This window comes from Flagellimonas lutimaris (assembly GCF_003581615.1).
Classification (GTDB): domain Bacteria; phylum Bacteroidota; class Bacteroidia; order Flavobacteriales; family Flavobacteriaceae; genus Flagellimonas; species Flagellimonas lutimaris.
In genome coordinates this window covers 602,168-627,375 of record NZ_QXFH01000070.1, presented here as the reverse complement: position 1 = coordinate 627,375, position 25,208 = coordinate 602,168, and the positions used below count along the sequence as shown (strand labels likewise).

21 protein-coding genes are annotated in these 25,208 nt (G+C 41.1%); 12 read left to right on the top strand and 9 right to left on the bottom strand.

Features of this window, described 5'->3' with window-relative positions; all coding sequences use genetic code 11:
• Position 1: 1 nt before the first annotated feature.
• Both D2V08_RS07235 and D2V08_RS07230 read left to right on the top strand, forming a co-directional pair.
• On the top strand, positions 2 to 1,174 hold the full coding sequence (locus D2V08_RS07235) for an efflux RND transporter periplasmic adaptor subunit (RefSeq protein WP_119607376.1): 1,173 nt from the start codon (positions 2 to 4) through the stop codon (positions 1,172 to 1,174).
• A 21-nt stretch (positions 1,175 to 1,195) separates the two neighbouring features.
• Complete coding sequence (locus tag D2V08_RS07230; RefSeq protein WP_119607375.1) at positions 1,196 to 4,708, top strand: efflux RND transporter permease subunit; 3,513 nt, start codon at positions 1,196 to 1,198, stop codon at positions 4,706 to 4,708.
• A 72-nt stretch (positions 4,709 to 4,780) separates the two neighbouring features.
• On the opposite strand, the gene D2V08_RS07225 is transcribed toward D2V08_RS07230, so the two are convergent.
• Complete coding sequence (locus D2V08_RS07225; RefSeq protein ID WP_119607374.1) at positions 4,781 to 5,131, bottom strand: toxin-antitoxin system YwqK family antitoxin; 351 nt, start codon at positions 5,129 to 5,131, stop codon at positions 4,781 to 4,783.
• 363 nt (positions 5,132 to 5,494) lie between these two features.
• Between D2V08_RS07225 and aspS the strand changes: the two genes are divergently transcribed.
• The 4 genes from aspS (at position 5,495) to D2V08_RS07205 (ending at position 9,625) form a co-directional block, all read left to right on the top strand.
• On the top strand, positions 5,495 to 7,243 hold the full coding sequence (gene aspS / locus D2V08_RS07220; protein WP_119607373.1) for an aspartate--tRNA ligase: 1,749 nt from the start codon (positions 5,495 to 5,497) through the stop codon (positions 7,241 to 7,243).
• A gap of 62 nt (positions 7,244 to 7,305) precedes the next feature.
• On the top strand, positions 7,306 to 9,090 hold the full coding sequence (locus tag D2V08_RS07215) for a chloride channel protein (protein WP_119607372.1): 1,785 nt from the start codon (positions 7,306 to 7,308) through the stop codon (positions 9,088 to 9,090).
• Positions 9,087 to 9,344, top strand: a complete 258-nt coding sequence (locus D2V08_RS07210; RefSeq protein WP_119607371.1) for a hypothetical protein — start codon at positions 9,087 to 9,089, stop codon at positions 9,342 to 9,344. Before D2V08_RS07215 ends, D2V08_RS07210 begins: the two co-directional genes overlap by 4 nt.
• A gap of 86 nt (positions 9,345 to 9,430) precedes the next feature.
• The gene (locus D2V08_RS07205) at positions 9,431 to 9,625 is read left to right on the top strand and encodes a cold-shock protein (RefSeq protein ID WP_100816913.1); all 195 of its coding nucleotides are present in this window, start codon (positions 9,431 to 9,433) and stop codon (positions 9,623 to 9,625) included.
• A gap of 54 nt (positions 9,626 to 9,679) precedes the next feature.
• On the opposite strand, the gene D2V08_RS07200 is transcribed toward D2V08_RS07205, so the two are convergent.
• Complete coding sequence (locus tag D2V08_RS07200) at positions 9,680 to 10,129, bottom strand: nucleoside deaminase (RefSeq protein WP_119607370.1); 450 nt, start codon at positions 10,127 to 10,129, stop codon at positions 9,680 to 9,682.
• A gap of 82 nt (positions 10,130 to 10,211) precedes the next feature.
• Here D2V08_RS07200 and D2V08_RS07195 point away from each other — a divergent pair, with 82 nt between their 5' ends.
• Together D2V08_RS07195 and D2V08_RS07190 are read left to right on the top strand one after the other, a co-directional pair.
• Positions 10,212 to 11,990, top strand: coding sequence for a 1-deoxy-D-xylulose-5-phosphate synthase (locus tag D2V08_RS07195; protein WP_119607369.1), 1,779 nt, complete (start codon positions 10,212 to 10,214; stop codon positions 11,988 to 11,990).
• A complete protein-coding gene (locus D2V08_RS07190) occupies positions 11,981 to 13,039 on the top strand; it encodes a DUF3078 domain-containing protein (RefSeq protein WP_119607368.1) in 1,059 nt (352 codons plus the stop codon). The genes D2V08_RS07195 and D2V08_RS07190 overlap by 10 nt, the downstream gene beginning before the upstream one ends.
• Here the strand turns inward: D2V08_RS07190 and dgt are convergent.
• Positions 13,036 to 14,394, bottom strand: coding sequence for a dGTP triphosphohydrolase (gene dgt, locus D2V08_RS07185; protein WP_119607367.1), 1,359 nt, complete (start codon positions 14,392 to 14,394; stop codon positions 13,036 to 13,038). The two genes, D2V08_RS07190 and dgt, sit on opposite strands and share 4 nt — an antisense overlap.
• A 148-nt stretch (positions 14,395 to 14,542) precedes the next feature.
• On the opposite strand from dgt, the gene D2V08_RS07180 reads away from it, so the two are divergent.
• From D2V08_RS07180 to D2V08_RS07170, 3 genes are read left to right on the top strand one after another with little or no spacing between them, the layout of a single operon-like run.
• Positions 14,543 to 16,816 (top strand): inorganic phosphate transporter, encoded by a 2,274-nt coding sequence (locus tag D2V08_RS07180; protein ID WP_119607366.1) that lies wholly within the window; start codon positions 14,543 to 14,545, stop codon positions 16,814 to 16,816.
• 36 nt (positions 16,817 to 16,852) lie between these two features.
• Entirely contained in the window at positions 16,853 to 17,569 is a 717-nt protein-coding gene (locus D2V08_RS07175; protein ID WP_119607365.1) for a DUF6503 family protein, read from the top strand.
• A gap of 5 nt (positions 17,570 to 17,574) precedes the next feature.
• Complete coding sequence (locus D2V08_RS07170; protein ID WP_119607364.1) at positions 17,575 to 18,681, top strand: glycoside hydrolase family 130 protein; 1,107 nt, start codon at positions 17,575 to 17,577, stop codon at positions 18,679 to 18,681.
• 2 nt (positions 18,682 to 18,683) lie between these two features.
• On the opposite strand, the gene nadD is transcribed toward D2V08_RS07170, so the two are convergent.
• The 6 genes from nadD to D2V08_RS07140 form a co-directional block, all read right to left on the bottom strand.
• Positions 18,684 to 19,268: a nicotinate (nicotinamide) nucleotide adenylyltransferase gene (gene nadD, locus D2V08_RS07165; RefSeq protein WP_119607363.1), complete on the bottom strand. Its 585-nt coding sequence runs from the start codon at positions 19,266 to 19,268 to the stop codon at positions 18,684 to 18,686.
• Between the two features lie 3 nt (positions 19,269 to 19,271).
• Complete coding sequence (gene gmk, locus D2V08_RS07160) at positions 19,272 to 19,868, bottom strand: guanylate kinase (protein ID WP_119607362.1); 597 nt, start codon at positions 19,866 to 19,868, stop codon at positions 19,272 to 19,274.
• Positions 19,865 to 20,722 (bottom strand): YicC/YloC family endoribonuclease, encoded by an 858-nt coding sequence (locus tag D2V08_RS07155; RefSeq protein ID WP_119607361.1) that lies wholly within the window; start codon positions 20,720 to 20,722, stop codon positions 19,865 to 19,867. Before D2V08_RS07155 ends, gmk begins: the two co-directional genes overlap by 4 nt.
• Before the next feature lie 84 nt (positions 20,723 to 20,806).
• Complete coding sequence (locus tag D2V08_RS07150) at positions 20,807 to 21,508, bottom strand: 3-keto-disaccharide hydrolase (protein WP_439108277.1); 702 nt, start codon at positions 21,506 to 21,508, stop codon at positions 20,807 to 20,809.
• A gap of 55 nt (positions 21,509 to 21,563) precedes the next feature.
• Positions 21,564 to 22,304, bottom strand: coding sequence for a 3-keto-disaccharide hydrolase (locus tag D2V08_RS07145; protein WP_119607359.1), 741 nt, complete (start codon positions 22,302 to 22,304; stop codon positions 21,564 to 21,566).
• Positions 22,301 to 23,353, bottom strand: a complete 1,053-nt coding sequence (locus D2V08_RS07140) for a sugar phosphate isomerase/epimerase family protein (RefSeq protein WP_119607358.1) — start codon at positions 23,351 to 23,353, stop codon at positions 22,301 to 22,303. Before D2V08_RS07140 ends, D2V08_RS07145 begins: the two co-directional genes overlap by 4 nt.
• A 142-nt stretch (positions 23,354 to 23,495) precedes the next feature.
• Between D2V08_RS07140 and D2V08_RS07135 the strand changes: the two genes are divergently transcribed.
• Positions 23,496 to 25,199: a GMC oxidoreductase gene (locus tag D2V08_RS07135; protein WP_119607357.1), complete on the top strand. Its 1,704-nt coding sequence runs from the start codon at positions 23,496 to 23,498 to the stop codon at positions 25,197 to 25,199.
• Positions 25,200 to 25,208 lie beyond the last annotated feature (9 nt).

Below are 25,208 nucleotides of genomic sequence, written 5' to 3'. Positions count from 1 at the left end.
CATGAGAAAAGCAATATATATAACACTAACAGCAGCGGTTCTGGCTTCATGTGGGGGCAATAGCGGCAAATCTTTGGAAAACGTAATGGCCAGCAAGGATGTTGAGGCCATTCGTGCCAAGCACGCAGAGATTTCCAGCGAAAAGAAAGCTCTGGATATGCAATTAAAGTCCTTGGATTCTGCCATTGCACTTTTGGATGATACGGCCAAGCTTCCCCTAGTGACCACCATAGAGGTTCATCCACAAAAGTTTGACCACTACTTGGAACTTCAGGGGAATGTAATGACCAAGCAGAATGTGCTTATTTATCCTGAAATGGCAGGAACCCTAAATAGCGTTTATGTAAAAGAAGGACAAAAGGTTGCCAAAGGACAACTGTTGGCCACAATTGATGATGGTGGGCTATCCAGTCAGCTGGCACAGCTTAGAACACAAGCGGCATTGAGCAAGACCACTTTTGAACGCCAAAAAAGACTTTGGGAGCAAAACATCGGTTCCGAAATACAGTACCTGCAAGCTAAAACCAATTACGAAGCGCAGCAAAGTGCCGTAAAACAAATGGAAAGTCAAGTAGGTAAATCCAGTATTCGTGCTCCATTTCCAGGAATTATTGATGATGTTATCAAAGATGAGGGTACTGTTGTCAGCCCAGGTCCTGGTGCTGAGGTATTCCGAATTGTGAACCTTTCCAACATGTATATTGAAGTGGAAGTGCCCGAGAGTCATTTACCTAATGTAACCCCTGGAAAAGATGTAAAAGTTTACTTTCCAGTGCTTGGGGACAGTGTTTCCACCAAAATCAGACAGACAGGTAATTTCATAAATCCAAGCAACCGATCTTTTACTGCGGAGATTCCAGTACCGAGTCATGACGGGAAAATAAAACCCAATCTTACTGCTCGTGTTATGATCAACGATTACACCAGCGATAATGCGATCCTGATTCCGCAAAGTATCCTATCGGAAAATGCCAATGGAGAGCAATACGTGTTTTTGGTTAATGCCGATTCCATCCAAAATGACCCTGTGGCCAAAAAAGTGGTTATAAAAACTGGAAAAACACAAGGCGATTACGTAGAAGTACTTTCTGGAATAAATGAGGGGGATGCCATCATTGATGAAGGCGCCAGAAGTGTGAAAGAAGGACAAAAGGTCAATATTAAGAATCTCTAGACAGCCAAAGCAACAATAATTATGAGCAAACAAAAGAAAAGTGTAGATAAGGAGTTTCGGCTGTCCTCATGGGCCATCGATAACCAAACCACCATGTATGTCCTCATTTTGGTTATCCTAATTCTTGGTGGTATGGCGTATTTCAGTATGCCCAGGGAAAGCTTTCCAGAAGTAAAGGAAACCAAAATATATATAAGTTCCATTTATCCCGGGAATACTGCCGAGGACATAGAAAAGTTGATTACGGACCCCTTGGAGGATGAACTCAAGACCGTGAGCAACCTGGTGGAGATTACATCCACATCGCAGGAAGATTATTCCATGATCATCGCCGAATTTGATGAGAATATATCTGTTGAGGCAGCCTTACAAAAAGTAAAGGACGAAGTAGATTCCAAAACCGCAGGCGAAGACTGGCCTACTTTTAATGGTGCAAAAGTGGAGCCCAATGTTTTCGACCTGAGTCTCTCGGAAGAAATGCCCATACTCAATATCAATATTTCTGGGGATTATCCGGTTGAAAAACTAAAAGAGTATGGCGAATATCTTGAAGATGAAATAGAAGGACTTTCCGAGATTAAACAGGTAGATATTCGAGGTGCACAAGAAAAAGAAGTGGAAGTTGCCGTTGATATTTATCAAATGATGGCTGCCAAAGTCAGTTTTAATGATATCATCGGTAGTATCAGCAACGAAAACTTAACGACCTCGGCGGGAAACCTTGTTGCCAGTGGACAACGAAGAACCATCAGAATTGTTGGGGAAATAGACAAACCGCAAGAGCTTGAAAATTTTGTGGTAAAAACGGAAAACGGAAACCCTATTTACCTTAAAGATTTAGCAAAGGTCTCTTTTAAGGAAGAGGACAAGACAACATATGCACGTGAATTTGGTGAGCCTGTAGTAATGCTGGATGTTAAAAAACGTTCTGGTAAAAACATGGTGGCCGCCGTAGATCAAATCAAGGTAATTGTGGACGATGCCATCGAAAATGAATTCCCACAAGACCTTAAGGTTACCATTGCCAATGATCAATCTTCCAAAACCATTGGCCAGGTAGATGATTTGGTGAACAACATCATCTTCGGTATTATCTTAGTGGTAACGGTATTGATGTTCTTTTTAGGATTTAAAAATGCCTTGTTCGTTGGTTTTGCAATTCCTATGTCCATGTTTATGTCTCTCATGATACTGAATGCCATGGGATACACCATGAACACCATGATTCTATTTGGATTGATCATGGGTCTGGGAATGTTGGTGGACAATGGTATTGTGGTTGTCGAGAACATTTACCGACTTATGGATGAGGAAAACATGCCTCGAATTGAAGCTGCCAAAAAAGGTATTGGTGAAATCGCTTTCCCCATTATCATATCCACCCTTACTACCGTTGCAGCATTTGTACCGTTAGGCCTTTGGCCCGGTATAATGGGGCAGTTTATGAAATATTTCCCCATAACACTTTCGGTGGTTTTAGGCTCATCCCTCTTTGTGGCCATATTCTTTAACTCGGTTTTGGTATCAAGGTACATGACCATAGAAGACAAGGAAATGCCCTTGAAACAAATTGTCCGCATTACTTCGATTATCTCAGCAATTGGTATTCTGATAATCATTTTTGGTGGTGAATACAGCGCATTGGGAACTGTAATGGTGGTAACGGCCATCTTGTTGTGGATCTATCGCCTTTTCCTTAGAAACTGGGCCAGTATTTTTCAAAACAGAATCTTGCCCCGATGGGAAAGCTTTTATGAAAAAACTTTGCGTTATGCTTTAGCTGGGCGCAAACCTATTTTTATCGCGATTACCACTTTTGTCCTATTATTGATTGCCTTTATCGGATTTGGCGCCTCTGTTGGAAGCCAAAGAACCAAGGTGGAATTTTTCCCAGACAATAAGCCCAATCAAATCATTGTGTATATCGAATACCCAGAAGGTACCGATATTGAAAAAACCAATAAAATCACCAAGGATATTGAGGGAAGAGTCTATGACATTATCAATTCCGAAGCCTATATGCACGGGGATTATAATTTTATGACCGAGAGCGCCGTGTCACAAGTGGGTGAAGGTGCCGGTAACCCTCAAACGGATGGAGGTTCGAGCGCCGAAATGCCAAATAGGGGTAAAATTACCGCTACACTTAGAGAATTTAAGTATCGTGAAGGTGCAGATAGTCAGGAGCTTTTAAGAAAGGTTCAAGAAGCCCTGAAAGATGTTTACCCAGGTGTAGCCATTTCTGTGGAAAAAGATGCGGTTGGACCTCCTGTGGGCTACCCTATCAACATTGAATTGGAAGGGGAAGACTATACAGAGTTGATCAACACGGCCGAAAGGATGCGAAACTTTATCAATTCCCGAAATATTCCAGGTATTGATGAGCTCAAAATAGATGTAAACAAATCCAAACCATCCCTCTTAGTTCAAGTAGACCGCAAAAAAGCTGGTGAGCTTGGAGTTGCTACCGGTCAAGTTGGTCAACAGCTGCGTAGTTCCATTTTTGGTTCCAAAGCGGGTATTTACAAGGAAGGTGGTGAAGATTATGATATTTATGTACGATTCAATGAAGCTGACCGATACAACACAAGTGCTTTGTTCAACCAGCGCCTTACGTTCAGGGACCCTTCTAGTGGCCAGATTAAGGAAGTCCCAATTTCTGCCGTCACCAAGCAAACCAGCAGCACAGGTTTTAGTGCTATAAAGCACCGTGATGTAAAACGAGTGGTAACAGTTTACTCTGCTTTGGCATCGGGCTATACAGATGCCGGGGCCATTGTAGGGAAGATTCAGGAAGAGATGAATGATTTTGAAAATCTTCCGGATAACATCAAAATTGATTACACAGGGCAAATCGAGGAGCAGAACAAGCAAATGGCTTTCTTAATGGGCGCCTTTTTCACAGGGCTTGGACTGATATTTTTCATACTGATATTCCAATTCAATTCCATTAGCAAACCAGGAATTATAATGCTTGCCATTTTCTTGAGTTTGATCGGGGTTTTCGGTGGAATTGTCGCCACAGGAAGTGCGTTCGTAATCATGATGACTATGATGGGGATTATTTCCCTAGCAGGTATTGTAGTGAACAACGGGGTAGTGCTTTTGGACTACACACAACTTTTGATAGATAGAAAAAAAGTGAACCTAGACTTGGAAGAGGCCGAACTATTGGAACCAAATGACTTTATGGAAGCTGTGGTAAAAGGTGGTAAAGCCAGATTGCGACCTGTATTGCTTACAGCAATCACAACCATCTTAGGTTTGATTCCTTTGGCCACAGGATTCAACATCAACTTCTTTACTTTGATGAGCGACTTTAACCCCAACATTTATTTTGGGGGTGACAACGTAATTTTCTGGGGACCCTTGGCATGGACGGTAATCTACGGCTTATTTGTAGCGACCTTCTTAACATTGGTTGTGGTACCTATCCTTTTCAGTTTGGTGTACAAGCTTAAACTAAGAATGAGAAAAAGAAAATTAAAAAGGGAAGAGCAAAAACAAGAACGGATTGAGACCGCTACGGTATAGCACTGGTAAAAGCCCCAACAAAAAAGCCCCGACCATTTGGTCGGGGCTTTTTCTTAATCATTGATTTTAAAATTACTGGTTAACCGTGACTGCATCGCCATGGTTCCAATTTTTTACTTGTACAATACGGTTGTCTGTAAAGTCAACTTCGCTTAAAACATCATCCTTCCAAAAAAACCATTTACCGGTCTTTTCTCCGTTTACATATTGGCCAGTGGCAATTTTCTTACCTTCCACATTGAACATTACCCAATCGCCATGCAATTTTCCGTTCATCATATATCCGGTTTGGGCAATTTCGCCGTTGTCATGAAAATAAGTGGCTTTCACCATTTTTCCCATTTTTTCAAAGGTCGGTTTAATATCTTGAGCAGATACGCTAACCGCAAACATCACCGCCAAAAATAATACTGCTTTTTTCATACTATATGGGATTTTTATATTGTTGTTATCTAATGATAACGTAACAAAGTTACTTAAATTTTACGATAATTACATATTTAGATAACATTTAGTTTACATTAAATTAACTTTAAAGTTTTATTTCACTGTTAATCAATTCATTATAATAATGCCAAAATTATGTTTTCAAGCTTTTGACGAGGATTTTTGGTCTTTTATCCCTAAAAAATTACCAAAATGTAATACTAATGTTAATTTAATGTTATATAATCACTTTGGATTCCTCTCTTTTTTGCCATCAAAAATCATTAGAAACAGAAAATGCATATATCCACTATAAAATACCCGTATTACTATTAAATTTGGGCTCTCATAACAAACATCATGTACAGAAGCAATACTTGTGGTGCATTAAGAGCATCGGATATAGGTTCAGAAGTTATTTTAAGTGGATGGGTACACAAGGTCCGTGACAAAGGTTTTGTAGCTTGGATTGACCTACGTGACCGTTATGGCATTACCCAATTGGTATTTGATCAAGAACGCACTTCCAAGAAACTTTTGGACCAAGCCCGAGAATTGGGACGTGAAACCGTTATCCAAGCCAAAGGCGAGGTGATAGAACGTGCTTCCAAAAACCCAAATATTCCCACCGGAGAAATCGAAGTGCTTGTTACTGAGCTCACTATATTGAACAATTCTTTGCTTCCCCCTTTCACTATTGAAGATGAGACCGATGGTGGTGAAGACATAAGAATGAAGTACCGTTACTTGGATATCCGTAGAAATCCAGTAAAGAACAAGCTTATCTTTAGACATAAAGTGAGCATGGAGGTTAGAAAATATCTATCCGACCAAGGCTTTATCGATATTGAAACTCCATATTTGATAAAATCCACTCCCGAAGGTGCTAGGGACTTTTTGGTGCCAAGCCGAATGAACGAAGGTCAGTTTTATGCCCTACCCCAATCTCCCCAGACCTTTAAGCAATTGCTAATGGTCGGTGGAATGGACAAATATTTCCAGATTGTGAAATGTTTTAGGGATGAAGACCTGCGAGCAGACCGCCAGCCCGAGTTTACGCAGATTGACTGTGAAATGGCCTTTGTGGAACAAGAAGACATCTTGAACACCTTTGAAGGCTTAACCAAACACCTTTTGAAGGAAATCAAAGGAGTAGACGTCGAGGAATTCCCAAGAATGACCTATGATGATGCCATGCGACTGTATGGTAACGACAAACCCGACATCCGTTTTGGAATGCAGTTCGGCGAGCTTAACCAAGTGGCGCAGCATAAAGATTTCAACGTATTCAACTCCGCAGAATTGGTTGTTGGGATTGCAGTCCCTGGAGCAGCTTCGTACACTAGGAAGGAAATTGACAAATTGGTGGACTGGGTAAAACGCCCTCAAGTCGGTGCCAAGGGTATGGTCTACGTTAAATGTAACGAAGATGGCACCTATAAATCTTCCGTGGACAAATTTTACGACCAAGAGGATTTGGCCAAATGGGCAGAGATAACGGGAGCCAAGCCGGGAGACCTTATCTGCGTGCTCTCTGGAAACACCAACGAAACCCGTGCACAATTAAGCGCCCTTCGAATGGAATTGGCAACTCGTTTAGGCCTCCGAAAATCAGATGAGTTTGCCCCATTGTGGGTAGTGGACTTCCCGCTATTGGAACTTGATGAAGAAACTGGTGCTTACCACGCCATGCACCACCCATTCACCTCACCAAAACCAGGTCAGTTGGAATTGCTGGAAACAAAACCAGGTGAAGTAAAAGCGAACGCCTACGATTTGGTATTGAACGGAAACGAAATTGGCGGTGGTTCCATCAGGATTTATGATAAAGAAATCCAAGCGACCATGTTCAAGCACTTGGGCTTTACGCCAGAAGAAGCAAAAGCTCAGTTTGGCTTTTTAATGGATGCTTTCCAATACGGGGCACCTCCCCATGGTGGTATTGCATTTGGTTTGGATAGGTTGGTCGCCATTTTGGGAGGACAAGAAACCATTCGTGACTTTATCGCCTTCCCTAAAAACAATAGTGGGAGGGATGTTATGATCGACGCACCAGCCAACATTGACGAAGAACAATTAAAAGAGCTCCATTTAAAATTGGACTTATGATATATTGAAATCCCGCTAAAAAGAGGGATTTTTTAATACTTTTAATAGTATTATATACCTAGATGCCCTACAGCAACAAAAAATTGCTCACCCGTTTTCTAAAATGGCGATATAGAAATATCTCCAATAGGACCTTTATTCAAATAATGAGCCTGATTGTGGGTTTTTTGGCTGGTTTGGTTGCCGTAACCGTAAAAAACTCCACCTATTTTATAGAATCCCTTCTAAAAAAGGGTATCGTATTTTCAGAGAACCAATTGTATTTTATTCTACCTACCATAGGACTCACCTTGGTTTATCTCTACGTGAAATTTATACATAAAGAACCTTTGCAACATGCGGTTTCATCGATAATTTTTTCCTTATCCAAAAAGAGGGGGTTACTCAAACTCAAGGATATTTATACCCCTTTGATCACCGCTCCACTTACAGTAGGGTTCGGTGGTTCTGTAGGTTTGTTGGGGCCAGCGGTGAAATCGGGTTCTGCGGTAAGTTCCAATATTAGCCGATTGTTCCATATCGATGCCAAGACCAGAACACTTTTAGTAGCCTGTGCTTCGTCAGGTGCCATTGCCTCCATTTTTCAATCCCCCATAGCAGCCATCATTTTTGCCGTTGAGGTATTTACTTTGGATTTGACCATGATGTCCATGTTACCACTGCTACTGGCATCAATTTCTGGAGTTTTGACATCCTATTTCTTTTTGGGCAATGAAGTATTGTTCAGTTTTTCCCTCTCCGAAGGGTTTCAGTTAAAAGACACCCCTTTTTATATCTTGTTGGGTGTTGGTACAGGGTTTGCGTCCATTTATTTTACCAAGATGTATTTCGCAATACTGTCACTTTTCAAAAAACTAAAAAGTCCAAAATACAAGCTCTTGGTGGGAGGTATTGCCATTGGAGTAATGCTCTATGCCATTCCCCCACTCTACGGTGAAGGTTTTGGGTTCATCAACAACCTATTGGATGGTGATCATTTAAAAGCACTTGGCACTACCCCATTTGACAACTATACCGATAATATTTGGGTCGTGATCACGCTTTTGTTTGGGATTACCATCTTCAAAGCCATTGCCATGACCACTACTATTGGAGCTGGTGGGGCTGGTGGAGTATTTATCCCTACCATGGTAATGGGCAGCACTTTGGGCAATGTAGTTGCCAAAGTAATCAACAATTTGGGATTGGGCTTCTCTGTATCCGAAAGTAATTTTACCCTAATCGGTATGTCCGGTTTGATAGCCGGGGTAATCCATGCCCCCTTGACAGCCATATTCTTAATAGCCGAAATAACTGGTGGTTATCAACTCTTTGTTCCATTGATGATTACAGCCTCCATCTCTTATTTGATCACCAAAAATGCACTTGATTACACCATTTACACCAAAGAATTGGCCAAAATTGGAGCTCTTTTATCTCACAATAAGGACCAAATGGTATTGGGACTAATGGAAATGGACGACGTTATCGAAAAAAATTTCAGGGCCGTTAATCCAAAAATGTCATTGGGTGAAATGCTACATCAATCCGTATCAAAATCCAAAAGAAACCTTTTTCCCGTATTGAGCGATGATAAAAAATTGATTGGTATTATTGTTCTAGACGATATCCGGCCCATGATGTTTGATACGGAATTGTATAACACAGTTTTTGTAGAAAGCTTGATGCATGCCCCTCCCGAGGTTATCTTTTATGAAACAGACAATATGAAACAGGTGATGAAAAAATTTCAGGATAGCGGTGCTTGGAATTTACCCGTCATCAGAAATGGAAAATACGAAGGCTTCATATCCAAATCAAAAATGTTGACCGCTTATCGAAGAAAATTGATTAATTATTCACAATGAAAATCAAACTAAAACATATTGTTTTCCTCATTATGTTGGCATCCCTAGGGTCAATATTCTATGGGTTAACTTTGGAAGAAGAGCATCCCCAAGCCCCAAAATATATTGGAGGAGGTACTATTGGACTCTTTTTGGTGGCCATGCCCCTTTTCCTTTGGAAAGAAAGCAAGTCCAAAAACATGAAAGATTATATGCTTACAAAGGAAAATATTAAGAAAATGCAAGAAAAAGAGGATAAAAAGACAAAATATTAATAATTTTCTTAAAATTTAAACTTCTTTTCATCAAATCAGTCGCAAAAAAAGTTACTTTCGTATTTTAACATTTTATTTAATTTTTAATGACTGGTACAGTAAAATTTTTCAATGAATCCAAAGGTTTTGGGTTTATTACAAACGACGACACAGGAAAAGACATCTTTGTTCATGTTACGGCATTGAACGGTGTGGAATTGAACGAAGGCGACAAAGTAGAATACATTGAAGAAGAAGGAAGAAAAGGAGTGGTTGCTGCACAAGTGCAGGTAATCGGATAACAATATTTTATTTTGATTTGATTTAAAAACCCTGGCACTGCCAGGGTTTTTTATTTAGTTGAGGTTTCTTCTTTGGATGAAAAATCGCTTTAGAAGTTCAGCAGCTTCCTTTTCCATAACACCCCCAACCACTTCAGTTTTTGGATGTAAGTGCCCTCCCATCACACCAAAACCACGCTCCAAATCTGCTGCGCCATAGACCACTCTCGAAATTTGACTCCAATACAGGCCCCCAGCACACATTTGGCAGGGTTCCAAAGTAACGTACAAAGTACAATCTCGAAGATATTTACCGCCCAAAAAGTTAGAAGCTGCAGTAATGGCCTGCATTTCGGCATGGGCCGTAACATCCTTCAAGCGCTCCGTTAGGTTATGGGCCCTTCCAATGATTCTATTATTTACTACAATAACCGCCCCAACAGGGACTTCACCATTTTGAAAGGCTATTTCGGCCTCTTGCAAGGCTCGTTTCATAAAATAAGTGTCATCAAACGGGTTCTCCACAACTTTTTATATCATTTTCAACAGATTGCTAAGCTACACATAAAATAATTTTAGGGAGAAGTGATACTTTTGTTTTTATTCATTGGAAAAGCTGTTAACACATATCGAATCCCCCGAGGACCTCAAAAAACTAAACTTGGATGAGCTGCCCAAACTCGCCCAGGAATTAAGGGAATTTATTATTGATATCGTCTCCATCAAAGAAGGGCATTTGGGGGCCAGTTTGGGTGTTGTGGAACTCACCATAGCACTGCATTATGTGTTCAACACCCCCAATGACAAACTCATTTGGGATGTAGGCCACCAAGCTTATGGGCACAAAATCCTAACAGGAAGAAAGGAGATTTTCGAGACGAACCGACAACTAGGCGGAATAAGCGGTTTCCCAAAGCGAAGCGAAAGTGAATATGACGATTTTGGAACTGGGCATAGCTCTACCTCCATCTCGGCGATACTTGGAATGGCGATGGCCTCCAAACTTAAAGGAGACCTTAACAAACAACATATTGCGGTGGTGGGCGATGCCTCTATTGCTAGTGGAATGGCCTTTGAAGGATTGAACCATCTGGGAGTGACCAATGTAAACGCACTAATTGTACTCAACGATAATGCCATTGGCATCGACCCCAGTGTTGGTGCCCTAAAAAAATATCTTACCAATGTAAAGGCGGGTACAGCCAAGGATGAAAATATTTTTGAATGCCTCAACCTCAACTATTCGGGGCCCATTGATGGACATGACGTAAAAGCTTTGGTCGCGGAACTGGGACGTCTAAAAAATGTAGAAGGTCCAAAATTGCTCCACATTATTACCACAAAAGGGAAAGGATTAAAAAAGGCAGAAGAAGACCAAGTAGTGTATCATGCCCCTGGAAAATTTGATAAAATCACAGGGGAGCGATTAAAAAAATCAGGGGAAATTCAACCTCCAAAATATCAAGATGTATTTGGGCATACCATCGTGGAATTGGCTCAAAAGAATGAAAAAATTGTTGGGATTACCCCTGCTATGCCCAGCGGCAGTTCCCTAAAATTTATGATGGACGAAATGCCCGATCGTGCTTTTGATGTGGGAATAGCCGAACAGCACGCGGTCACCCTTGCCGCAGGTATGGCCACTCAGGGATTGGTGCCATTTTGCAATATTTACTCTACTTTTTTACAGCGGGCCTATGATCAAGTAATACACGATGTGGCTTTGCAAAAACTGCCCGTTATTTTCTGTTTGGACCGGGCTGGTTTGGTGGGACAAGATGGCCCTACCCATCACGGGATTTTTGATATGGCTTTTTTACGGTGCATTCCAAATCTCATTGTTTTTGCTCCAATGAACGAAATGGAACTCAGAAACATCATGTACGCCGCACAGATGGGATTGGACAATCCTATTACTATCAGGTATCCAAGAGGACGAGGTGTGACCATTGACTGGAAAAATGATTTTGAGACCATTGAAATGGGTACCGCCCGATGTTTGAAAGAGGGTTCAAAAATTGCTGTACTTACCATAGGCCATATTGGTAACGTCGTAGCAGAACTCATTGAAAAATTAGGTCATCCAGAAAAAGTCGGACACTACGATATGCGTTTTGTAAAACCACTGGACAAAAACACTTTGCGCACAATTTTTAGCCAGTACCAGTATATCATTACTGTTGAAAATGGCTCAAAAATGGGTGGTTTTGGTTCTGCAGTATTGGAATTTGCCAACGAAGAAGGATTTTCAAAACCTGTTAAAATATTTGGTGTTCCCGACCAATTTGTGGAACAAGGAACAATACCCGAAACCCACCATCTGGCTGGTATAGATTTTGATACCATACATTCTTATATACAATCAACCTTAAACCAATGCGAATAAATTGTTTTTTAATTCTATTCCTTACCGTTTTCCTTTCTGCCAATGCACAGATATCCCGCCTAAAGGTTTTTGAACCCGACAGCACCGATTCTGGTTTTAAAATTGTTCGCATCAAAGATGTCAAACTAAAATATTTGACCAGAAGTGCCAAGCTCACGGATCCTCGAACGGTATTGAACAGGGTAAAACCTTTGAGTGTTTGGCACAATCGGTTCCAGCCTACTTCCTTTTGGAAAAAGGTCAACAAATTTGGGCTAAATATCAGCGAGGTAGCCTTTGTAAACTGGAATGCAGGGGGCGATAACTCGGTATCGGCCCTGGCAAGTGCAGATTTTTTACGGAATTACAAGTTCAGATATTTAAATTGGAACAATGAGGCTCAAATCAGATATGGCCTCAATGCACAGGAAGGAAGAAAACTTCGAAAAACTGACGACCAGATACGTTTATCCACCACCCTTAGTTTTAGAAAGGACACTATCACCAATTGGTACTATTCTGTAAAAGCGAACTTCAGAACCCAATTTTCGAACGGTTATAAATATCCTGATAGGGAAAACCCTATTTCAAGGTTTATGGCTCCTGGATATGCATTTGTCGGTGTAGGTACATCCTATATCCCTCCAAAAGACAAATTCAACCTGTATATTTCACCCGCTACCATGAAATCCACTTTTGTACTGGATGAAGTACTCTCCAACCAAGGGGCATTCGGTGTGGAAAAAGGTAAAAAAGTCTTTTTAGAACTTGGTTTTCTTATCACCAATACTTGGGAAACAGAAATTGCCAGAAATGTATTGATGAACCATCGCCTTAACCTTTATACCGACTACGTACGGAGTTTTGGCAATATTGATGTGGATTGGGAATTGAATTTTAACCTAAAGGTTAATGAATTTCTTGCCGCCAACATTGGCACCCACATTATTTTTGATGATGATATTAAATTTGATGAGGAAATTGCGGAAGACGATTCCATAATCAACCCAGGTGTATCCCGAATACAGTTTAAGCAGTTACTTGGAGTAGGGTTGCTCTATACGTTTTAGACCTTGCGCCCTGTTAATTTATCATGAATATGCACGGCCGCACTATCCGATAAACTGGCCACAAAACAACTCGTGTCCAACAGTATCTTATAAGTTGATGTATCCGTATTGCGATAGTTCTCGGGTAAACTTTTGATGAGCAATCGGTCGTAATTGGTGTCCCGCCCTTCTTTAACATTGATCAAGGCCGAAGTATACATATCCAAAAGGTCCGATATAATACGATAGCCTGCCAATTCTTTATCCACTACTTCGGTGGATTGATAAATCTTCTCCACACTCAACTTGATGATATCCTCTACCTGTGCTTTATACTTTCCTTTATCGAGTAAGGAAACATCAAACTCTCCATTTAGGATTTTATCCTCATTCTTTACAAAAACATCGACCGCATCGCCGATCAAAGTACTTATGGCAAGTGCCCTCAAATAGCTCAATCTATCACTTGAAGTAGTCATGGCATTGTATTTTTTGGTGTTGATGTTGTCCTTCACCAAATTGATGAGATACTCCAAGGCATATTCTTCAGGAATCAACCCCAAATTGATTCCATCCTCAAAATCGATGATGGTATAGCAGATATCATCCGCGGCCTCCACCAAATAGGTAAGCGGGTGTCTTAAAAATCCTGTTTTTGGATGATTTGGATTAGGCAACAATCCAATTTCTTCTACGAGTTCAATAAAAAACTCCTTTTCTGACTGAAAGAACCCAAACTTTTTATCTACAATATTTCTCGATGGCTTTTTTGGCAACGAAGCTTTTGGATATTTTATAAAAGCTCCAAGGGTAGCGTAACTTAAGCGCAGTCCACCGGGAACTCCTTCCCTAGACTCGGTCAATAATTTAAAGCCATTGGCATTGCCCTCAAAATCGATAAGGTCTTGGTATTCTTCTGCGGTCAGGATATCTTGGTATTGCTTTCCCTTGCCCTGCTTAAAATAATTCCCGATGGCTTTTTCCCCGCTATGTCCAAACGGAGGGTTACCAATATCATGAGCTAATGCGGCGGCGGCTACAATAGCACCAAAATCGTTAAAATGGTGACCATGCACCTCAGATAGAAATGGGTATTTGGCCAAAATTTGTTGTCCGGCAATACGCCCCAGGCTTCTTCCTACCACCGACACCTCCATACTGTGCGTTAAGCGTGTATGCACAAAATTCTTCTGTGAGCCAACTGCAATGGGCATTGGAAACACTTGTGTCTTATCTTGCAAGCTTCTAAAAGCGGATGAAAAAATGATTCGGTCGTAGTCCACCTCAAACCCAAGTCGGGTTTCATTTTGCTCCTTTCGCAATCGTTTTCCGGTATCTCCGTGTCGCTTTAAAGAGAGTAGCTGCTCCCAGTTCATTGGCCATTGATTTATAGCGAAGATATATCAAAAGATGAACCTATGTCCAACACATGGAAAATATTGATATTTTTGAGGCCGTATTTGGTAACATTTTGTTAACCTTATTGCCGATTTATAATGGCATTTTTGTCATATTTCTGAAAGAATGGGGGAGAATATTTACATTTTCATGGTTGTTGCATTAGGTGTTTTGGCCATTACCGATTTGGTAGTAGGTGTCAGTAACGATGCAGTTAACTTTTTAAACTCGGCAATCGGGTCTAAGGCGATTTCCTTCAGAACCATAATGATTGTTGCCAGTATCGGTATTGCGTTCGGCGCGATGTCATCCAGTGGGATGATGGAAGTTGCCCGAAAAGGCATCTTTAATCCCGGTGAATTTGTGTTCGAGGAAATCATGTTCATTTTTATGGCGGTGATGATTACGGACATTCTGCTGTTGGATTTCTTCAATACCTTAGGTATGCCCACCTCGACCACGGTATCTATTGTTTTTGAACTTTTGGGTGCCTCTGTGGCCATCTCATTGATTAAAATAGCCGATACTCAGGGAGGTTTTTCAGATTTGGCTACCTATATCAATACCGATAAGGCGGCGGAAATTATCTTTGGTATTTTACTTTCAGTTTTTATTGCCTTCTCCATTGGTGCCCTAGTCCAGTTTATTTCAAGGGCTCTGATTTCTTTTAATTACATGACAAGATCTAAATGGGTCGAATCTGTTTTCGGAGGTTTGGCTATTTCAGCAATAGTATATTTTATTTTAGTCAAGGGTCTTAAGAGTGCAGCACTTTTTGATGGTGTCCTCTCAGAATTTGTCGCTACCCAACCATTGGCCTTCTTGGCCGGCAATTTTGTGTTCTGGACTTTGGCCTCGTATATCGTAGCAAGTTTGTTGAAATGGAATATTTATAGGATAGTTATTGGTTTTGGAACCTTTGCTTTGGCTATGGCCTTTGCAGGTAACGATTTGGTGAACTTTATCGGTGTGCCTATTGCTGCGCTTCAATCTTATCAAGACTGGAGTGCTTCTGGAATAGCACCGACAGAATTTAATATGCGTGGATTGGCCGCGGCAGTGCAGACCCCTACGATGCTATTATTACTTTCAGGAGCCGTAATGGTGATTACACTTTGGTTTTCTTCGAAAGCCAAAGGGGTGGTAAAGACTAGTGTAGATTTAGCTAGACAGGACGAAGGCGATGAGCGTTTTCAGCCGAATTACCTTTCCCGCCAAATTGTAAAATTCAGCATTGTTGCTTTTGAGAATATTTCCAAGGTTATTCCTTCATCAATACGATCTCAAATTGACAAACAATTTGTATTGCCCCAAACTTATGTGCCAAAGAGCAAAACACAGGAACAACCAGCGTTTGATTTGGTAAGAGCTTCCGTAAACCTGATGGTGGCTAGTGTGCTTATCTCCATTGCTACATCAATGAAATTGCCGCTTTCCACTACCTATGTAACCTTTATGGTAGCCATGGGTACGTCTTTGGCCGATAGAGCCTGGGGAGCGGAAAGCGCGGTTTACCGCGTTGCCGGGGTATTAAACGTAATCGGTGGTTGGTTCTTCACTGCGCTTAGCGCATTTGTTGCTGCCGCAATCATAGCCTATTTACTTTTTATCGGAAAATTTGTTTCGCTAGTTTTAATGTTGATTGCAGCTGCTGCTATTTTGCTTCGCAATTACATTTCCCACAATAAAAAGACCAAGGAAATTAAAGCGGAGGATAGCTTGCGCAGAGCAGAAAGCAGTTCCATTCAAGGTGTCATTGAGGAGAGTGCTACCAATATTGCCAATGTGGTAAAACGGAGCAACCGCATATACTCCAATTCTATTCAAGGGTTGTCCAAACACGATCTTGATTTCTTGAAGAAAAACAAAAAACAGAGTAAAAAGCTGGCAAATGAAATAGAGGGCTTAAGAAATGATACTTTCTACTTCATCAAAAACTTGGATGAAGCCCATGTAGGTGCCAGTAATTTTTACATCAATATTATGGGGTACTTGACTGATATGTCCCAGTCCTTGGAATATATCGGAAAGGTAAGTTATAACCATGTGAACAACAATCACAAAAAACTAAAATACAATCAAATCAAAGAGCTCAAAGAAATTGATATCGCTTTGGAAAAGATTTTTAACAGCACCCAAAAAGCATTCGAAGATCGTTCTTTTGAGCAAGTAGGGACCGTTTTAAATTCCAGAGAGGAGCTGTACGATATGGTTTCCCAAAAAATCAACCAGCAGGTCTCCAGGACAAGGACAGAGGAATCAAGTCCCAAGAACACTACATTGTACTTCTCACTTTTATTGGAAAGTAAGGACTTGATTACCGCAATGATGAATCTTTTGGAACAATACTATGCCGAGCACGACAGTTCCGTAGCTCCAGCGACCATCGAAAAGAAATAAAAATCGGTATCTTTCCTGTCAATAAATATAATTGATATGAAAAGGTATTTTTTTGCTCTCTTGGCAATCGGTTTATTTTCAATAATTACTGGTCATTCCCAATCACTTTCTGCGGATGAAGTTTTGGAAAATGCCATCGCATTCCATGATCCCAATGGCAATTGGGCAAACCTAAATGCTAACTTAAAGGTAGTTATGGAAACTCCAAACCGTCCTGAGCGTACAAGTATAATTGCCGTGGATTTTCCAAACCAAGAGTTTACCTTGGATGTAGAACAGGCCGACAATTCCTATACCTATAAGATCAATGGGGAATCTTGCGAAATAACATTGAACGGAAGCAAAGATATTTCCGGAGAAGATACTGAGAAATTCCGCTTGAACTGTGAGCGCGGCAATTTCATGAAAGACTACTATACTTACTTATACGGCCTTCCTATGAAGTTGAAGGATCCTGGCACCCATTTGGACCCTAAAGTCCAAAAAAAGACCTTCAAGGGCAAAGAATATTTGGTGCTGAATGTAACCTATGATTCCGAAGTGGGCACAGATGAGTGGTATTTTTATTTTGACCCCGCTACCTACGCCATGGAAGTGTATCAGTTTTACCACGATGAGAGTAAAAATGATGGGGAATACATCCTTTTGGAAGGATTGGAAGAAATTAATGGGATAAAAATGCCCAAAACCAGAGCATGGTACGTAAACAAGGATGATAAATATTTAGGAACAGATACTTTGGAAAAAATTTAAATTTGATGAGAACAGCAATTCTACCCCTATTCATTCTTTTACTTTTCCAGACTACTATTTTTTCACAAACGAAAGAAAAGGATTGGATGCTAGGACCTTTTGAACGTCCAGAAAACGCCCAACCCATTTTACAGAAAGATGCCGCATCCACGTTTAAGGATCCCATAACGCAAAAAATTGTGCATTGGGAATCCATGGCAACGTTTAACCCCGCTGCCATAACAAAAAATGATTCCATTTATGTATTGTACCGTGCTGAAGAAAAATTAGGGGAAAAGGAAATTGGCGGACATCGTTCCCGAATTGGAATGGCTACTTCTACTAACGGATCTACCTATAACAAATGGCCAGAACCTGTTTTTTATCCTAATGAAGATGGTCAAAAAGTCAACGAATGGCCAGGTGGTATCGAAGACCCAAGAATCGTTGAGACCGAAGAAGGCCATTACGTACTGACCTATACCCAATGGAACCGAAAAACACCCAAACTTGCGGTTGCCACATCAAAAGATTTAAAACATTGGGACAAACATGGACCAGTTTTCCAGAACTATAAAAAAGGTGTTTATCACGAAAAAGAAACCAAATCCGGAGCCATTGTAACGGAACTTAAAGACGGTAAATTGGTCGCTGCAAAAATCAATGGCAAATATTGGATGTACTATGGCGTGCCTCATATTTGGTTGGCAACTTCAACCAATTTGATAGATTGGAAACCCGTGGAGACCTATGAAGGCAAATTAGCGCCTGTTTTAAGCCCACGACCTGGTTATTTTGATTCTTGGTTGGTTGAGGCCGGTCCGCCTCCATTACTAACTGATAACGGCATTGTGGTACTGTACAATGCAGGAAATTCACAAAATATTGGTGTAAAGGAATTGGGAAACAGAATCTACACCGGGGGCCAAGCCCTTTTTGATGCAAAAGAGCCTTGGAAACTTCTGGACCGTACCGATAAGCCTTTTATAAAACCCGAATTACCTTTTGAAAAGTCAGGCCAATATAAAGATGGCACCACCTTTCTTGAGGGGTTGATATTATTCAAAAATATTTGGTATTTATACTACGGGACCGCCGATAGCATGGTTGGAATCGTTACTGCTAAACAGTAAGATTATCTATAAAAATTCATCTCGTCCAGATATTTCCAAACGGAATACGGGAGCATGGGACGGATATTTTTACCTGCTTTGTGGGCCTTGCGTATAAAGGTGGACGATATTTCCATAATCGGTGCATCAACCTTGGTAATTTTCGGATGTCCTTTAAATTGATGTTCTATCTCCCCATGTGAAATTCTAGGGTACACATGGATAGAATAATGTTCCAAAATGGCCTCATAGTTTTTCCATTTGTGGAAACTTTTCAAGTTATCCTCCCCCATTATGAGAGAAAACTGATGGTCTGTACCATACTTATCATCTAAATGAGCCAAGGTATTGGTGGTATAATTGGGCTGAGGAAGGTCAAACTCTATTTTGCTAGGTTTTAGCTTAGGATAACCCTGAACTGCTTCATACACCATCTGATACCGATGATTGTCATCCAAAAGTGATTGTTTGGTCTTAAATGGGCTTCGTGGAGTAATAATAAACCAAACCTCATCCAGGTCCGAGAACTCCACCATATGGTTCGCTAAGACCAAATGGCCTATATGTATCGGGTTAAAGGTTCCAAAAAAGAGCCCTACCTTTTTCATTTTCTAATCTTCTTTAGGAGGTACTTCGGCCCCAACAAAATCGGCAACCAATTTATGGGCCTCATCCAGAGCAACATCGAGGTCGTAGTTCTTGATGATCTTGTCGAACTGAGGTGCCGTGGCAAGCTCTACCGAAGCCTTGGCTATACGCATGTTTATTTTATCGTCGCTTTCAGTACTTCGTTTTTTCAGTCTGATTTTGAGTTCATCAACACTGGGTGGTTTTACAAAAACGGCCAATGTTTTTTCAGGAAACTTCTTTTTAATTCTAAGTCCTCCGGAAACATCAATATCAAAAATCACATTTTTCCCTTCGGCCCAAAGACGTTCCACTTCACTTTTGAGAGTGCCATAAAAGTTATCCCGGTACACTTCTTCCCATTCCAAAAAATCACCGTCTTTGATGTGCCTTTTAAATTGGGAAACGGACATAAAATAATAGTTGACATTGTTTTTTTCTTTTCCTCTACGTGGACGAGAGGTTGCAGAAATGGAAAACGCCAAATTCAACTCAGGTTGATTCAACAAATGTTTGACAATCGTGGTTTTTCCACTGCCGGAAGGTGCTGAGAAAATAATAAGTTTACCGCCTTCTGTCATAATACATTGAGCATTTGTTCCTTGATTTTTTCCAATTCATCCTTCATCTGCACCACCAATTGTTGCATTGGGGCATAGTTGGCCTTGGAACCGATGGTATTGATTTCCCTTCCTATTTCCTGAGAAATGAAACCTAATTTTTTCCCATTGGAGTCATCGGAATTCAAGGTGGTTTCAAAATATTTTAAGTGGTTGGCCAAACGAACCTTCTCTTCTGTAATGTCGTATTTTTCGAGATAATAGATGAGCTCTTGCTCAAACCTATTGGCATCCAACTCCACTTTAAGGTCGGCCACTGCTTTGTCCAATCGTTCCCTTACCGTCCCCAGACGTTCAGGGTCCATGGCTTTCACAGCTTCCAAAAGTTCATTTAAATTCTTCAGTCTGGCCACAAAATCCTCTTCCAAAACCTTCCCTTCTTCATTGCGAAACTCAACTATTTTGGAAAGGGCTTCATTCATCGCTTCTTTTATGGCCTTGTACTCTTCTTCATCTATATCGTCCTTATCCGTTTTAAGGGTATCCGGCATGCGCAATGCCATTTCCAAGAGCTTAATATCATCCCCTTTGGCTATATCAGCTAATTGGTCCATATAATTCTTTACCACTCCTTTGTTGACCTCGGCCGTAGTTTCTTCTCCAGTAATTTCAACATAAAGACTAAAATCAACCTTTCCCCTGTTCAAGGCACTGGCAATCATTTTACGTAATTCCAATTCTTTTTCCCTGTAGAATTGAGGAAGTCTGGCATTGATGTCCAAATTTTTGCTGTTGAGCGATTTGAGCTCAATGGTAATTTTCTTGGAAGGAAGCTGCACTACATGCTTCCCAAAGCCTGTCATGGATTGAATCATATATGTATGATAAATTTTGCCAAAGGTAACCAAAATAGGTTTTGGCCAATGAAGATTCTATATAGCAGTATTGGTGTTAGGGAACTAATCCAGTTCCCTAACCCAAATATTTCTATAACTGACCCTGCTGTTGTCCCCATGATCCTGAAGTTTGAGGGGACCTTTTCCATGGGGCGGGTTTTTAGGCCAACCGATGTATGGTGTGGTTCCCTTAATCTCCACATGATCTTGAATCAATACTCCGTTATGGATGACAGTCAATGTACCAGATTTTACTTTCTGCCCCTTTTCAAACTCTGGAGCATGGTAAATAATATCGTAAGTGTTCCATTCTCCAGTGGGAACGGACGCCATGGCCAAGGGCACATGTTGTTTGTAAATGGAACCTACCTGTCCGTTAACATACGTATCGTTGTCATTGTTGTCCAATACCTGCACCTCGTACATGCCATTTAGGAAAACCCCACTGTTAGCTCTATGCTGACCTTCTTGTTGCACTTCTGCCGGTGACTTCCATTCAATATGAAGCTGAACACTTCCAAAATTTTGTTTGGTTTGGATATCTCCGGTTCTGTTGTTCACTGTCATACTGCCATCTTTGTTCAGTATCCATTTGGCAGCGGTACTATCTCGGGAACTGATCCACTTGTCCAAGGAGGTGCCATCAAAAAGTACAATGGCGTCACTTGGGGGAGCACCATCTTCACCCGGAGTTACCTTAGGTGGTACCGGTTTGTAAAATTCAGTTTGTTCCGGTTTGGTGGGCTCTACCTCTTGAGCGGACATAAATCCAACAACAAGTATGGACAAAGCCAATAGTTTGCTTGTTAATTTTGACATACTATAATTCTTTAATCTTTATGTTTCTGAAGGATACCACATTTCCATGATCCTGCAGCCCAATCTTTCCTGTTTTGAATGCTGCAAAACCTTCCCAATCGGCAAATTTGGAATTAGCAACTAGCTCATCCCATTCGGGTCCTTGAACCGGAAACTCCGCTATTTTGGTTCCATTTAAAATCACATGGCCTTCATTGGTTTTATGATTGATCATTAACTCCACGCTATTCCATTCGCCGGCGGGTTTAACCGCCTTTTTAGATGGTGAAACCATGTCGTAAAGTGATCCGGCCAAACGGTCGGTACCATTATTTGCGTCGGGATGCCTCTCATCGTCCAACACCTGAATTTCTGGTCCTGTAAGATACGGCTCTCCATATTTTTCATCTTCCACTACTCCCCAAAAGAAACCACTGTTTCCACCTTCGGCTATATTCCATTCCAAGGTCAAAACAAAATCCGTGTATTCCTTATCGGTAACCAAATTATAGTTGGCTCCATCGGGTCGCTCCTCAGGTGGATAAAGTACCATGGCACCATCTTCCAATTTCCATGGTTCGGTAACTTTCCCTCCGTTATAAAAGTGCCATCCATCAAACGATGACCCATCAAATAAAACTGTGGTTTCCGGTTCCGTCACAACCTCAACCACTTCCTCTTCTACTTCTTCCAGTTGCTCCTTTGGCTTTTCCTTGCAGGCAAATGCAATGGCTATTAAGCCCAATAAAAATGGTTTTCTCATAATCCCAATATTCTTTTAAGTTGTTCTTTATCAATTTCAGCTCCGGCAAAATCATCAAAGGTCTTGGTGGTAGCTTCAATAATATGGTCTTGTATAAACTTGGCTCCTTCGCGAGCCCCTTGTTCTGGACTTTTAATACAGCACTCCCACTCCATTACGGCCCATACATCACATCCATATTGGGTCAATTTGGAAAAAATCGTCTTAAAATCGATTTGACCATCGCCCAAGGAACGGTATCTACCCGCTCTATCTCCCCAATCATTATAACCGCCAAAGGCACCTTTTTTCCCTGTTGGGTTAAACTCTGAATCCTTTACGTGGAACGATTTGATAAACTCGTGGTAAAAATCTATGTATTCGATGTAATCCAATTGTTGCAATACGAAATGACTTGGATCGTACAAAATGTTCACTCTTTTGTGATTTCCCGTAGCTTCCAAAAAGCGTTCGAAGGTATCTCCATCGTGAAGGTCTTCTCCTGGGTGGATTTCGTAGCATACATCAACACCTTCTTCATCAAAATGATTTAGGATAGGCATCCATCGGTTTGCCAATTCTTCAAAGCCCATCTCTACCAAACCCGCGGGTCTTTGAGGCCATGGGTGTGCTGTATGCCAAAGCAATGAGCCCGAAAATGTAGCGTGTACGTCTAGTCCCAATCTGCGACTTGCGGTAGCAGCTTTCTTTACGGTTTCAACCGCCCACTTGGTACGTTCTTTGGGTTTTCCGTGCAGTTCCTTAGGCGCAAAATTATCGAACATAAGGTCATAGGCAGGATGTACTGCGACCAATTGTCCTTGTAAGTGGGTAGATAGTTCGGTTATCTCCAAACCATAGGAATTTATCTTCCCTTTGAGTTCGTCACAATAATCTTGGCTTTCCGCAGCTTTGTCCAAATCTATAAGGAAGGATTCCCAAGTTGGAATCTGAATGCCTTTGTAGCCCAGGTCGGAGGCCCATTTACACATTCCATCCAACGTATTGAACGGAGGTTGACTATCCACAAATTGTGCTAGGAATACAGCTGGTCCTTTTATTGTCTTCATTGAATTTAATTTTAAGGAATTAGGAAATCCCAATAAAATTGGGATTTATCTTCTATATTTAAGAAAAAAACTATGCTATTTTTATATCTCATGTAGTAAAACATAAATATAGGGATTCGTTAACAATTAAAATAACATTAAAGTGATTGAAACTAAAGTTTATGATGCCATTGTTGTAGGTACAGGTATAAGTGGTGGTTGGGCAACAAAGGAATTATGCGAAAACGGTCTAAACGTTTTGGTTCTGGAACGCGGCCCGATGGTGAAGCATGTCCAGGATTACAAGACTATGAACGATGATCCATGGGATTATCCTTTCAAGGGTGAACTCTCTCGGGAGGACAAGGAGAAATATCATAAACAACTTAGGGTTGGATGGGCTCCAAAAGATGACGTAAAGCACTTTTTTGTAAACGACCTGGAACATCCCTATCAAGAAACCAAACGTTTTGATTGGATACGAGGGTACCAGGTTGGTGGACGGTCGTTGACATGGGGCCGACAAAGCTATCGCTGGAGTGATATCGACTTTGAGGCAAACAAAAATGATGGAATCGCAGTGGATTGGCCGGTTCGCTATAAAGATATTGCCCCTTGGTACGATAAAGTGGAAACTTATATAGGTGTCAGCGGTCAGGCTTTAGGACTTGAACAGTTACCTGATGGAAAGTTTCAACCTCCAATGGGATTAAATTGTGTGGAAAAGGATTTGCAACAATCGTTAGACAGCAAATTTGAAGATGGCCGTTTACTGACCATCGGCCGGGTTGCCCATATCACTGAAAATACTACGGATATTGAAGGTCGTGGACCTTGCCAATATCGAAACCGTTGCTGGAGAGGCTGTCCTTTTGGCGGCTACTTTAGCAGTAATTCCTCTACCCTGCCAGCAGCAGAACGAACAGGAAACATGACTTTACGACCTAACTCCATCGTTCATGAGATTACATACGATGATAATCAAAAAAGAGCTACCGGCGTAAAAATCGTTGATGCAGAGACCCATGAAAAATTGGAATTCAAAAGTAAAATTGTGTTCCTGTGTGCGTCGTCCATGGCATCCGTTGGTATTTTACTTCAATCCAAATCCCAACGATTTCCAAACGGCATGGGCAACGAATATGATCAATTGGGGCGAAATATTATGGACCACCACTACCAATTGGGAGCTTCTGCCAAGGTAGATGGCCATTTGGACAAATATTATAAAGGTAGAAGGCCTAACGGTTTCTACATTCCACGTTTTGTAAACTTGGATGAAAAAACCAAACGTAAAGACTTTCTGCGCGGTTTTGGATATCAGGGTAGTGCCAATAGAACCAACTGGTCCGAAATGGTGGCAGAAATGGCGTATGGAAAAGAGCTAAAAGAATCCATTTTAAAACCAGGAGGCTGGGAAATTGGAATGGGCGGCTTTGGTGAAATGTTGCCTTATCATGATAACCGGGTAACCTTAAGTAAGGACAAAAAGGACCAATGGGGTTTGCCCCAATTGGATTTTGATGTTGAATTCAAGGAGAATGAGTATAATATGCGCGAGGCCATAAAAGAGGAAGCCGCCGCAATGCTAAAAGCTGCAGGTTTTAAAAATGTAAATGCCTTTGAAGCCGATACCGGTCCAGGTCTGGGCATACACGAAATGGGAGGTGCACGTATGGGCCATGACCCAAAAACCTCTGTATTGAACAAGCACAATCAACTGCATGCCGTTCCCAATGTTTATGTGACGGATGGTGCCTTTATGACGTCATCAAGCTGTGTTAACCCATCCCTGACTTATATGGCCTTTACGGCAAGAGCTGCGAATCATGCTGCCGAACAATTCAAACAAAATAAATTTTCTTAATACCTACCT